This window comes from Agromyces sp. LHK192 (assembly GCF_004006235.1).
Classification (GTDB): Bacteria; Actinomycetota; Actinomycetes; order Actinomycetales; family Microbacteriaceae; genus Agromyces.
The window spans coordinates 3,871,837-3,883,774 of sequence record NZ_CP034753.1; the positions used below are offsets into that span (position 1 = coordinate 3,871,837).

An 11,938-nucleotide genomic window follows, 5' to 3' on the forward strand; every position below is an offset into this window, starting at 1 on the left:
GATGGAAGGATGGTGCGGTGACCCCGCTCCACGACACCACCTTCCGCGGCTTCGCCAGCGACAACTACTCCGGCATCCACCCCGAGATCCTCGAGGCGATCGCCGCCGCCAACGGCGGCCACCAGATCGCGTACGGCGACGACGACTACACGGCCCGCCTGCACGACGTGTTCGCGCAGCACTTCGGCGAGGGCGTCGACGTCTTCCCCGTGTTCAACGGAACCGGCGCGAACGTCACCGGCCTGCAATCGATGCTGCCGCGCTGGGGCGCGGTGATCTCGGCGTCGACGGCGCACATCAACTCCGACGAGGGCGGTGCGCCTGAGCGGGTCGGCGGCATGAAGCTGCTCACCGTGCCGACGCCCGACGGCAAGCTCACGCCCGAGCTCATCGACCGCGAGGCTTGGGGCTGGGGCGACGAGCACCGCGCCCAGCCGCTCGTCGTGTCGATCACGCAGACCACCGAGCTCGGCACCGCGTACACGGCCGACGAGGTCCGCGCGATCGCCGACCACGCGCACTCGCACGGCATGCGCCTGCACCTCGACGGTGCGCGCCTCGCGAACGCGGCCGCGTCGCTCGGCCTGCCGCTTCGGGCGTTCACCCGGGATGCCGGCGTCGACGTGCTGAGCTTCGGCGGCACCAAGAACGGCGCGATGGGCGCCGAGGCGATCGTCGTCCTCGAGCCCGAGGCATCCGACGGGTTGAAGTACCTGCGCAAGCTGAACATGCAGCTCGCCTCGAAGATGCGCTTCGTGTCGGCCCAGCTGATCACCCTGCTCGAGGGCGACCTGTGGCTGCGCAGCGCGTCGCACGCGAACGCGATGGCGAGCCGCCTGCGCGACGCGCTCGACGCGGGCGTCGCGGCCGGCAGCCTGCCCGGACTCGGCTTCACGCAGGCGACCCAGTCGAACGGCGTGTTCGCGACGCTGCCGACCGGCGTCGCCGACCGGCTCCGCGACCGCGGGTTCAAGTTCTACGACTGGGATGCCTCGCGCGGCGAGGTCCGCTGGATGTGCTCGTTCGACACCACCGAGGCCGACATCGACGCCTTCGTCGCGGCGATCGGCGAGGAGCTCGGACGCGGCTGATCCCGCCGGGGCTATTCCTCGCGCGACCCCGGGAATGAAACCTCCAGCTTCATGTGTTCGTATGGAGGTACAGCGGGACGACGGAGCCCCGGAACCGCATCCGCATCTCCGGGGAGCATCATGACCCTCATCACCGATCCCGCCAGCCGTCACGCCGCGACCGAGGCACCGCTCATCTCCGCGCTCGTCGAGCGCTGGAGCCCGCGGGCGTTCGACCCGTCGGCCGTCATCGACGACGACACGCTCCGCACCGTGCTCGAGGCCGCGCGCTGGGCGCCGTCGGCCAACAACACGCAGCCGTGGCGCTTCATCGTCGCGCGACGCGGCACCGACGCCTTCACGCGGATCCACGACGCCCTGGCGGGCTTCAACCAGGCCTGGGCCGACTCGGCCGCCGTGCTCATCGTGAACCTCGCGGAGACCGTCGACCCCGAGCGCGACGCACCCCGCCCGTGGGCTCGCTACGACCTCGGCCAGGCCGTCGCGCACCTGAGCGTGCAGGCGCAGCACGAGGGACTGCACACCCACCAGATGGGCGGCTTCGACGCCGAGCGCCTCCGCGCCGACTTCGCGCTCGACGACTCGCTCGAGATCGTCTCGATCAGCGCGATCGGCGTCGTCGGCGACGCCGCGGCGCTGCCCGACGTGCTCCGCGAGCGCGAGGTCGCCCCGCGCGTGCGCAAGCCGCTCGGCGAGCTGGTCATCTCGGCGGCGTAGCCGCGCGCGACGACGGCCCGAGCGCGATCGCCGCCGCGGCCACCCGTTCGGCCCATCGGTCGAGTCACCGGCCATCGATAGCATGACCGGGACCCGAAGGAGGCCCGGATGACCGACGGAGCGACGCCTGCGATCCCCGCGGGGTGGTACCCCGATCCGAGCGGAACCGGTGGCCTGCGCTGGTGGGACGGCAACGCCTGGACCGACCATGTCGCGCCGGATGCCCCCACCGCGCCGCCGGCACCACCGTACGACGCAGGCCCGCCCTACCTGGCGGCACCGCCGTACGGCGGGGCACCACCATATGGCGCGGCGCCACCGTACGGCGCGGCACCGCCGTACGGCGCGGCGCCCGAGGCATCCGTGCCGGACGGCACCCCGGTCTCGACGGTCTGGATCTGGCTGGTCGTCTTCCTGCCGCTGCTCAACCTGCTGGGCCTGCTCGCCGTGAACCCGTCGACGCTGTTCCCGACCGACTTCGGCTTCGTCGGAGGCGATCCGCTCGTCCCGTACCGACTGATGACGATCGACCCCTGGTTCTTCGTGCTCTCCGCGCTGTCGTACGTCGCGCTCGGCGCCGTGGTGTGGTTCTCCTACCTCGACTACGCGGCGCTCGGGCGACTCGGCTACCCGCGCCGATTCCACTGGGCCTGGTCGTTCATCGCGCTGGTGTTGACCCCGCTCGTCTACCCGATCGGTCGGTCGGTCGTCGTCCACCGCCAGTCGGGTCGCGGGTACGGTCCCATGTGGGCGGCGATCGGCGTCGCCGTCGTCTCGTTCGTCATCGCGGCCCTGTGGGCCGTCTGGCTCATCATCGCGGCATTCGAGTTCACTGCGGCGATCACGCCGAGCTGATCGCGCGGCGTCGGTCGCGCGGCTCAGCTCGCGCGGCTCAGCCCGCCCGGCTCAGCTCGCAATCGTCACCGGCGTGGTCGGCGGTTCGGCGCGCGGGGCATCCGTCGATCGAGCGGATGCCTCCGGCGCGACGGATGCCTCCGTCGCGCCGGGCGCGCCCGCTGCCGCGGACGCCGCGAGCGCGCGCTTGATCCGCCACGCGGCGAACACCGCGACGAGGCTGATCGCGACGTGCGCGCCGAGGAACAGGTCGGCGAGCCCGGCGCCGAGCATGACGCCGGCGACCAGCGGCCCGACCGCCGAGAACGACGTCTGCAACGCGGTGATCGTGCCGAGCGTCTGCCCGACCATGCCGCGCGGGGCGAGCTGCGCCGTGAGCGGCTGCAGGACCGGGCTGTACATCGTCTCGCCGACGGCGAAGATGCCGTACGTCATCACGAACAGCGCCGAGGCGACGCCGGGCGCCAGCGGCGCGGCCGACAGCACGAGCCACGAGAGTACCCAGATGCCGCCCACCGCCATGAGCAGGGACGGCGCGCTGTACCTCGCGGTGAGCCGGACCATGAACACCTGCAGGGCGACGATCACGATGCAGTTCACGGCCGCGGCGGTGCCGATCGCGGTGGCGTCGACGTCGAGCACGGTCAGCGCGTAGGCGGGCAGCCCCGACTCGAACTGCGCGTAGAAGCCGAGCGCGAGGGTGACGGTGACGACCGCCGTCCAGCGCAGGGCCGGCGTGGTGAGGATCGCACGAACGACGCCGCGCGGGGCGCCTGTGCCGGCATCCCGTGCGTCCTCGGCCCGGAGGTCGGCGGCGATGGCCGACGTCTCGAGGCCGGGCTCGATCGCCCGCGCGCCGCGCGGACCGCGTCCGGCGAGCGCGATGATCGCGGTCGACACCGCGAATCCGGCGGCAGCCATCGCGAACCCGAGGTCGAGGCCGTCGGCCGTGCCGAGGTCGACCAGGTGCCCTGCGATGAACGCACCGACGGCCATGCCGAGCGCCTCGCCCGTGAACTTGTACGCGAACACCTTGCGGCGGTCGTCGCTCGACGACCAGCGCAGCGCGAGCACCTGCTTGGCAGGGCCGGCGCCCGCGAGGCCCAGCCCGAAGACGAGCATGCCCGCGAGGAAGAGCGTCGGGTCATCGACGAACATCAGTGAACCCACGCCGGCTGCACCGATGAGCTGCGCGACGACCGCGACCCGCACGGGGTCGAACCGGTCGCTCAGGCGCCCCGCGATCGGTGCGGCGACGAGCGCGCCGACGGCGAACAGCGAGGACGCCCCGGCGGCGACGAGTGCGCCCCACTCTCGCGTCTCGGCGGCGTACGCGTACTGGTACGGCAGCACCGCTCCCCAGCCGAGCATGCCGATGGCGGAGGCGAGGATCAGCAGTCTGGCGCGCATGGGGTGCTCCTTCCGGGGGCGGGTGTATCACGGCACGCCCACGGACGTTTTCAGGACCAGACCCGCCACAGCCCGCATGCGGGGCCATGACCGTTCTGGTCCTGAAAAGGTGATCCGCTTGGCGTGCGGCGTGCTTCGTTCGACAACGAATAGTTTGATATCGAAATATTAGCATTCGAAACCGTGGGAGAATGGCCGCATGGCCCGACACACCCCGAGCACGCCCGAGCTGTACCGCCGCGCGGTCGCGACCTACGTCAAGGCGGGCGGCGAGGAATCGGTGCAGCGGGTCATCACCGCCGTGCAGAGCCTCACCAAGAAGCTCGACCACTGGTACGCCAGGCAGCTCGTCGACCTCGACGTCACCGCCGGCGAATGGGCCGTCGTCACGTCGCTCGCGAAGGCCGGCGAATCGCTCACGCCGAGCCAACTCGCCGAGCTCACGAACGTCGCGCCGTCGTCGATGACGCACCGGCTCGACAAGCTCGCCGAGCGCGGTCTCGTCGAACGGACCCCCGACGCCGACAACCGCACGCGCGTGCTCGTCAACCTCACCGACGACGGCTGGCAGCTGTTCAGCGTCGCGATCCGCGGCTCCGACGTCGTCGAGACCGACGTGCTGCAGGACCTCAGCGACGCCGAGCGGGCCGAGCTCGCACGCCTCCTCGAGGTCGTGATCGCCCGGCTCGACGACGTGGAGGCGTGAGCCTCGGGGCTGAGGTGGGGCAGTCCACCGGATGCCGCCTCGGGTACGCGTTCCCTACGGCCGCAGCAGCACCTTGATCGCGCGGCGCTCGTCCATCGCCGCATACGCTTCGGCGACCTCGGAGAGGGGCAGCTCGAGGTCGAACACCCGCCCCGGGTTGATCGCTCCCGAGCGTACGTCGGGCAGGAGTTCCTCGATGTATCCGCGCACGGGTGCGACGCCGCCGTTGACGCCGACGTTGCTGTTGAAGAGGCGGCGCACGGGCAGCTCAGGTCCGCCGTTCGGCACGCCCACGTACCCGACCATGCCGCCGGGGCGCGCCGACCGGATCGCCTGGTCCATCGACTCCTTGGTACCGACGCACTCGAGCACGTGGTCGGCGCCGATGCCGCCGGTGAGCTCGCGTACCGCGGCGACGCCGGCGTCGCCGCGCTCGGCGACGACGTGGGTGGCGCCGAACTCGCGGGCGAGCGCCTGGCGGTCGGCGTGGCGCGACATCGCGATGATCACGGATGCCCCGAGCCGGCGTGCGGCGATGATCGCGCAGAGCCCGACCGCGCCGTCGCCGACCACCGCGACCGTGCTGCCCTCGGCCACCCCGGCTGAGACCGCGGAGTGGTGCCCCGTGCCCATGACGTCGGCCAGGGTGAGCAGCCCGGGCACCTCGTGGTCCTCGACGGGGCCGGGCACCGGCACGAGCGTGCCGTCGGCGAGCGGCACCCGCACGCGTTCGCCCTGGCCGCCGTCGGCGAAGCCGCCGAAGCGGTCGTCGCCGCCCCACCAACTGCCGTGCAGGCACGACGTGGAGACCCCGTTGCGGCAGTTGACGCACGTGTTGTCGCAGACGTAGAACGGCGCGATGACGAAGTCGCCCACCGCGATCAGGTCGACCTCGTCGCCGACCGCCTCGACGACCCCGACGAACTCGTGGCCGATGCGGTGCGGCTCGTCGGTCGGCTGGATGCCGCGGTACGGCCACAGGTCGGAACCGCACACGCACGCGGCGACGACCTTCACGATCGCGTCGCGGCCACTCGAGAGCACCGGGTCGGCGACCTCGTCGAGACGGATGTCACGGGCGGCGTGGATGACGGTGGCGAGCATGCCATCGAGCCTACGGCGCCGCCTACGGCGCCGATACGTGCTGTTCGAGTTCGGTGAGGACCGAAGCATTCACCGAAGGCTCACCACCCAAGACCACGATCCTCTTCGGCTGCAACCGCTCCAACTCATCCTTCACCACGTCCGGAACGAACCACGGCGCGACCAACAACACCGGCCCACCATTCGCAGCAGCAACCGGACCCGCAGCCAACGCATCCGGGAAGTTCAACCCATTCGCGATGTACACCACGTCGACACCCGCCGCGAACTCCGACTCCGACGCCTCGACCGCAGTCGCAAACCGATCCACACCCTCCAAACGCGACACACGACCCGACGTGAACCCGCGGAGTTCGGTGAGGACCGAAGCATTCACCGAAGGCTCACCACCCAAGACCACGATCCTCTTCGGCTGCAACCGCTCCAACTCATCCTTCACCACGTCCGGAACGAACCACGGCGCGACCAACAACACCGGCCCACCATTCGCAGCAGCAACCGGACCCGCAGCCAACGCATCCGGGAAGTTCAACCCATTCGCGATGTACACCACGTCGACACCCGCCGCGAACTCCGACTCCGACGCCTCGACCGCAGTCGCAAACCGATCCACACCCTCCAAACGCGACACACGACCCGACGTGAACCCGCGGAGTTCGGTGAGGACCGAAGCATTCACCGAAGGCTCACCACCCAAGACCACGATCCTCTTCGGCTGCAACCGCTCCAACTCATCCTTCACCACGTCCGGAACGAACCACGGCGCGACCAACAACACCGGCCCACCATTCGCAGCAGCAACCGGACCCGCAGCCAACGCATCCGGGAAGTTCAACCCATTCGCGATGTACACCACGTCGACACCCGCCGCGAACTCCGACTCCGACGCCTCGACCGCAGTCGCAAACCGATCCACACCCTCCAAACGCGACACACGACCCGACGTACTGCCGTCGCATCCGCTCGGTTCGTGGAACACGTGTCGCCAGGTCGACAGGCCGGTCGTTCCCCAGCCTTCGTCGAAATTGGCGGTCACGGTATACGCCGCCCCGAACTTGAGCATCTCCGGTTCGCCATCAAATGAGTCGCCACTGCCCATAGGGCCGTCGGCCCTGGTCCACGACCATGTGCCGTGCTCGAAGTCCCCCAGCTTCAGATTCGCCAGCGAACTACAAGTCGCCTCGGTGAACACGGGCTCCGGGAGCGAAACCAACGCATCCAGTCTCGCATCGACCGCAGTCCGCACCTCCCCCGCATTGAGTGAGATCGGGCGCGCGGAGCCGATGTCTGCGGCATCGTCCCACCACTCACGAATCTGGCTGTCATAGTAGAAGGCGACCTTGTAATTCCCCGGCGCGAGGTCTGAGATCTCATAGGACCCGTCTGGCGACGTCATAGTCCGCTCGGAACCCGTTACCTCCCCGGTCTCAGCATCAACAATGCCGACGCTGAAAGTGGTTCCCCACGTCGTCGTCGTATCCCTTGGCGGGATGGTGACCTTGCCAGAGATCCTCGCTCCCGGGGCCAGGCTCGCATTCAGATCTTCCACGGCGCCACCTTCGGAAACAACTACGGGTGCGCTGGCGGATTCACTCACCGCGCCATCCCACCACGCATCAGCGACGTCCTCGTCCCCGGCGTACCTGATGAAGAGCTTGTGTGGTCCAGGGCTGAGTTGGCGGAGCGTGAACGTTCCGTCAGCAGCGACCGCCGTCGAGCCTACGCTTCCATCAACGCGCGTCTCGGAACTTACCGACGCCTGCGCCGGATCGGCCCCCTCAGGGAGGGTTACCGTGCCTGAGATCGTTGCCGCGAGAGCCAAGGACGCATCGATACCGGTGACGTCTTGCCCAGCGGCAACCACGATTGGTGTGGCGCTGCCGCCGCTTCGCGCATCCTCCCACCACTCGGGCGCGACACGCTTGTCTCCGGTTGCGAACTCGAGCCTGTACGTGTCCGCCGCCAGTCCACTCATCGCGAACGAACCGTCCGCGCCCACAGAGGCGGTTCCGGCAAAGCGATTCGGTCCCCAGAACCCGACGTAGACCGTTTCGGGAGATGCTCCATCAGGGACTGTCACCGTTCCTGAGATCGAACCGGTTGTCGTCGCGATTGCGGGGGCAGGTGAGCCGACGGCTATACCGATGGCCAGGGCCAGCCCTGTCAGCGTTGCAACAACCCCACGATTTGCAACCATCTGCCGTACCACTCCTCACGATCACTCGGTCCGCGTTCAGCGGCTGAACGCTGCCTCGCAGCGTGTGGACCGAAGCAGCGGCCCAGGCTCCTACCAGCCGACATTTTTGTCCGGCTAGTCGAAACGGCGTACTCGTGGCCGTACCCCTACTGACGGAAGCGACTCAATATCTCACGGTTCCCTGAACGTTTCGCCAACACAGCCTGATAGCGAGCGACAGAGTGCGTGCTAGCCCATCCGGCCGGCAGCCTCAACTGCACCGAGCCGTCAGGCGAACCGTACGACGATCGGCAGCTCCCGCCCTAGTCCTTCGGAATCGGCCTGACCACGATCCGCAGCGCCCAACCGATCAGCACGAACAGCAGACCGACGCCTGCGGCCATCAGCGCGACACCGTAGGCGACGACCGAGGTGAACAGCGAGGCGCGCAGGAACGACGCGTCGGCGACGGTAGCCCGCACGGGGTCGTCCTGCTCGAGTTCGGCGTAGGTCTTCCCGTCGGCGGCCTCGAGCGCATGGTGGTTGATGATGTCGGCCTGCACGTAGGCGCCGATGGGCCCGTTCACCTGCTGGCCGGCGCAGCACGCCGCGTCGTCGGGGATCGTGATGTTCTCGGCGGACAGCTGGGTCGTCACCGCCGTCCACGCGATGATCGCCACGACGACCATCAGGATGCCGCCGATGATCGCGGCGAGCCCGGTGAGGCGGACGAAGTTCACCTGCCCGCGGCTCAGGGTCGATCCCCCGGTCTCGAACTGCTCGGTCATGTCGTCCCCCCAGACATGGACCCGTCCGTCGCGGGCCCCCTCCGGTCACGCTAGCGGCCCGGATGTCTCGGGCGGAAGGAGCCGCGCCGGGTCGACCGCGCCACGGGCACCTCGAGTGGGCGGAACGCGCGCGGCCACCGCCTCACACGTGCGGCACGAACGCCTGCCACGCGAGGCGCTTGCGCCGCCGGGGGTCGGCCTTCACGCGATCGACCTCGTCGAACAGGAGCGTGAGCCGGCGCGCCTCGTCGTACCGGGGCCAATCGGCGAGCGGTGCGCCGTCTTCGGCGAGCGCCGCCCAGTGCGCCTGCATCCGCCGGCCGACGGCCCGGAACATCCGTCGGCCGCCGAGAACGGTGAGCGCGACACCCACCGGGGTGTCGAACTTCTCGAAGAGCGCGAACAGCTCGAGCCCGTGGGTCGCGTCGAGGCCGAGCAGCCGCGCGGTTCGGGGCGCCGCGTCGAACCGGTAGAACCAGGTGGGCGCGTACCTCGAGTGCCGTTCGCCGAGCTTCACGCTGGGGTACCAGAACGTGAAGTCCCCACCGAAGTCGGCGGCGGGGCGCCGCTCGGGCAGGCCGGGGTACTGCTGCTTGATCTGCTTTCGGGCCTTCTTCCTCGTGTTCGCGAAGATCGCCCGGATGCGCGGCTTCGTGGTGGGGAGGATCCCGATGCGCCCCTCGAACAGCGATCCCTCGCGGTCGTTCGTGCCGATGATGAGCGGCACCCGGTGCGCGAGTCCGTCGCGGAACGCGTCGAGCGGCCGGTGGGGCAGGAAGTCGCCGTCGATGACGGGCGCGAGCGCGATCGTGCCGGGCTGTTCGTCGGGCGTGCGCACGGTGAGCGCGGTGGTCGCGGCGGCGAGCTGCATCGGGTCGGCGGTCGCGAGCATGAGTCCGGCATCCTCGGTCGACTCGCTCTCGACGTCGTCGGCATCCACGATCTCGCTGAGCTGGTGCACGAGGTCGCGGCCCCAACGACCGGCGGTCTCGGGCAGGTAGACCGCGTTCGGCGGCGCGCTCTGCGCGATGGCGCGACGGAACAGCCCCTCGGCGGCCGGCACGGTCATGAGCGTGGTCACCGAGTTCGCGCCCGCCGATTCGCCGAAGAGCGTCACGCGGTCGGGATCTCCGCCGAAGCGCGCGATCTCGCGGCGCACCCACTGCAGCGCGGCGACCTGGTCGCGCAGGCCGACGTTCACCTCGAACGGATGCCCCGGCAGCGAGTACGCCCGCAGGTCGAGCCATCCGAGCGCCCCGAGGCGGTAGTTGCAGCTCACGTAGACGACGCCGTGCGCGCGCACGAGGCGCTCGCCCTGCCTGGGGTACTCGCCGGACGACCCGACACTGTAGGCGCCGCCGTGGATGAAGACCATCACCGGCCATCCGCCTGCCGGCGGCTCACCGTCGGGGGCGATGACGTTGAGGCTCAGGCAGTCCTCGCTGCGCGGCAGGTGCGGTGCCGCGCCGATGAACTGGCCGCGGCGGTGCTGCGGCGCGACGGGTCCGAACCGCGTCGCATCGCGAACGCCGTCCCATCCCTCGGCGGGACGGGGCGAACGGAACCGGGCTTCACCTGCCGTCGACGCCGCATACGGGATGCCCCGCCACCGCCGCAGCCCGGGGGCGCGCACGCCACGGACGGCGCCCCGACCGGTCTCGACGATCAGGCCGCCCGCGCGTACCGCGCCCCCCACGAGCATGCGCGCAGCCTAACCGGCCGTGGTGAACGGCTGTCGGCGGGCTGGGCCAGAATGAGGCGAGTGACCACCTCCATGCGCGGCTTCTGGCGAGCACTGCCCACCGAGGGCAGATGGCTGCTGTCGACCGTGGTGATCCAGACGTTCGGGCGCGGGCTCACGCTGCCGTTCACGATCATCTACCTGCACGAGGCGCGCGGTTTCGACCTCGGCGTGTCGGGTGTGCTGATGAGCCTCATCGCGGTCGTCGGACTCATCGTCACGGGTCCAGGCGGCACCCTCGTCGACCGCTTCGGCGCGCGTGCCGTGCTGCTCACGGGGCTCGCGTCCATGATCGTCGGCTGCACGGTCCTGGCGTTCGCGACCGTTCCGGTCGTCGCCGCCGTCGGGCTGGTGCTCATCGGCGTGAACTTCGGCGTCTCGTTCCCGGCGATCAACGCGCTCATCGCGACGGTCGTCGACGGCGACCTGCGCCAGCAGTACTTCGGCGTGAACTTCGCCCTGGTGAACCTCGGCATCGGCGTCGGCGGCATCGTGGGCGGCTTCTTCGTGAACGCCGACGACCCCGCGACCTTCACGACGATCTTCCTGATCGATGCACTGACCTGCCTGGCGCCGATGGCGTTGCTGCTCGGACCGCTCCGCCACGTGCACACCCACGTCGCAGCCGATGCGGAGGGCGGGGGCGAGGCTCCCGCGATCGGCTACCGCGAGATCCTCCGGCGCCCCGCGGTCCTGTGGCTGACGGGCCTCACGTTCCTCGCGATGTTCATCGGCTACGGCCAGCTCGAGGCCGGCTTCCCGGCGTACGCACGGCAGGTCGCCGAGGTCTCGACGCAGGTCGTCGGCTTCGCGTTCGCGGTCAACACCGCGGTGATCGTGCTGCTGCAGTTCACGGTGCTGCGACTGATCCGCGGCCACCGGCGCACCCGGGTGATGCAGGTCATGGCACTCGTCTGGGCGGTCGCTTGGCTCATCCTCGGCGGGGCGGGGCTGCTGCCCGGCTCGGTCGCCGCCGTCGTGGGCGTGCTCGCGTTCATGGGCGTCTTCGCGTTCGGCGAGACCATGCTGCAGCCGACCGTGCCGGCGGTCGTGAACGACCTCGCGACCGACCGCACGCGCGGCCGGTACAACGCGGTCAGCTCGGCCGCGTTCCAGGCCGGCGCGATCACCGGACCGATCGCCGCCGGCCTCCTGCTCGGCCACGCTCTCGACGGCTGGTTCATCGCGGTCATCGTGACCGGATGCCTCGGCATCGTCGTGCTCGCGATCGCGCTCGAGCGCCGGATCAGCCCGCAGGTGAACGGCGTGCTCGTCGAAGGCGACGCCGATGCGGACGCCGACGAGACGAGGAGCCTCGCCGAGCCGACCGGCGACGACCGGGCCTGAGGC

Annotated in this window: 10 protein-coding genes; 5 read left to right on the forward strand and 5 right to left on the reverse strand. The window is 70.0% G+C overall.

The window, feature by feature from the left end:
• The first annotated feature begins 17 nt into the window (after positions 1-17).
• The 3 genes from ELQ40_RS17625 to ELQ40_RS17635 all read left to right on the forward strand — a co-directional run bounded on the left by ELQ40_RS17625 (position 18) and on the right by ELQ40_RS17635 (position 2,663).
• Positions 18-1,091 (forward strand): low specificity L-threonine aldolase, encoded by a 1,074-nt coding sequence (locus ELQ40_RS17625; RefSeq protein ID WP_127794863.1) that lies wholly within the window; start codon positions 18-20, stop codon positions 1,089-1,091.
• A gap of 120 nt (positions 1,092-1,211) precedes the next feature.
• A complete protein-coding gene (locus ELQ40_RS17630; protein ID WP_127794864.1) occupies positions 1,212-1,808 on the forward strand; it encodes a nitroreductase family protein in 597 nt (198 codons plus the stop codon).
• A gap of 108 nt (positions 1,809-1,916) precedes the next feature.
• Positions 1,917-2,663, forward strand: coding sequence for a DUF2510 domain-containing protein (locus ELQ40_RS17635; RefSeq protein ID WP_127794865.1), 747 nt, complete (start codon positions 1,917-1,919; stop codon positions 2,661-2,663).
• Positions 2,664-2,714: 51 nt separating this feature from the next.
• Here ELQ40_RS17635 and ELQ40_RS17640 read toward each other — a convergent pair whose 3' ends face one another.
• Positions 2,715-4,073: an MFS transporter gene (locus ELQ40_RS17640; protein ID WP_127794866.1), complete on the reverse strand. Its 1,359-nt coding sequence runs from the start codon at positions 4,071-4,073 to the stop codon at positions 2,715-2,717.
• Positions 4,074-4,272: 199 nt separating this feature from the next.
• On the opposite strand from ELQ40_RS17640, the gene ELQ40_RS17645 reads away from it, so the two are divergent.
• Positions 4,273-4,779 carry a MarR family winged helix-turn-helix transcriptional regulator gene (locus tag ELQ40_RS17645; protein WP_127794867.1) on the forward strand — a complete coding sequence of 169 codons (507 nt, stop codon included), beginning with the start codon at positions 4,273-4,275 and terminating at the stop codon, positions 4,777-4,779.
• A gap of 54 nt (positions 4,780-4,833) precedes the next feature.
• On the opposite strand, the gene ELQ40_RS17650 is transcribed toward ELQ40_RS17645, so the two are convergent.
• The 4 genes from ELQ40_RS17650 to ELQ40_RS17665 form a co-directional block, all read right to left on the reverse strand.
• Positions 4,834-5,883: a zinc-dependent alcohol dehydrogenase family protein gene (locus ELQ40_RS17650; protein WP_127794868.1), complete on the reverse strand. Its 1,050-nt coding sequence runs from the start codon at positions 5,881-5,883 to the stop codon at positions 4,834-4,836.
• A 22-nt stretch (positions 5,884-5,905) separates the two neighbouring features.
• Positions 5,906-8,080, reverse strand: a complete 2,175-nt coding sequence (locus ELQ40_RS17655) for a cell wall-binding repeat-containing protein (RefSeq protein ID WP_127794869.1) — start codon at positions 8,078-8,080, stop codon at positions 5,906-5,908.
• Between the two features lie 302 nt (positions 8,081-8,382).
• Positions 8,383-8,847, reverse strand: coding sequence for an aromatic ring-opening dioxygenase LigA (locus tag ELQ40_RS17660; RefSeq protein ID WP_127794870.1), 465 nt, complete (start codon positions 8,845-8,847; stop codon positions 8,383-8,385).
• Between the two features lie 142 nt (positions 8,848-8,989).
• The gene (locus ELQ40_RS17665) at positions 8,990-10,549 is read right to left on the reverse strand and encodes a carboxylesterase/lipase family protein (RefSeq protein ID WP_127794871.1); all 1,560 of its coding nucleotides are present in this window, start codon (positions 10,547-10,549) and stop codon (positions 8,990-8,992) included.
• Between the two features lie 51 nt (positions 10,550-10,600).
• On the opposite strand from ELQ40_RS17665, the gene ELQ40_RS17670 reads away from it, so the two are divergent.
• Positions 10,601-11,935 (forward strand): MFS transporter, encoded by a 1,335-nt coding sequence (locus ELQ40_RS17670; RefSeq protein WP_127794872.1) that lies wholly within the window; start codon positions 10,601-10,603, stop codon positions 11,933-11,935.
• Positions 11,936-11,938: the final 3 nt, after the last annotated feature.

Bases quoted from the DNA above. Each gene is read 5' to 3' on its own strand.
- ELQ40_RS17630 (WP_127794864.1), top strand. From the start codon at position 1,212: ATGACCCTCATCACCGATCCCGCCAGCCGTCACGCCGCGACCGAGGCA.
- ELQ40_RS17635 (WP_127794865.1), top strand. From the start codon at position 1,917: ATGACCGACGGAGCGACGCCTGCGATCCCCGCGGGGTGGTACCCCGAT.
- ELQ40_RS17640 (WP_127794866.1), bottom strand. From the start codon at position 4,073: ATGCGCGCCAGACTGCTGATCCTCGCCTCCGCCATCGGCATGCTCGGC.
- ELQ40_RS17645 (WP_127794867.1), top strand. From the start codon at position 4,273: ATGGCCCGACACACCCCGAGCACGCCCGAGCTGTACCGCCGCGCGGTC.
- ELQ40_RS17650 (WP_127794868.1), bottom strand. From the start codon at position 5,883: ATGCTCGCCACCGTCATCCACGCCGCCCGTGACATCCGTCTCGACGAG.
- ELQ40_RS17655 (WP_127794869.1), bottom strand. From the start codon at position 8,080: ATGGTTGCAAATCGTGGGGTTGTTGCAACGCTGACAGGGCTGGCCCTG.
- ELQ40_RS17660 (WP_127794870.1), bottom strand. From the start codon at position 8,847: ATGACCGAGCAGTTCGAGACCGGGGGATCGACCCTGAGCCGCGGGCAG.
- ELQ40_RS17665 (WP_127794871.1), bottom strand. From the start codon at position 10,549: ATGCTCGTGGGGGGCGCGGTACGCGCGGGCGGCCTGATCGTCGAGACC.
- ELQ40_RS17670 (WP_127794872.1), top strand. From the start codon at position 10,601: ATGAGGCGAGTGACCACCTCCATGCGCGGCTTCTGGCGAGCACTGCCC.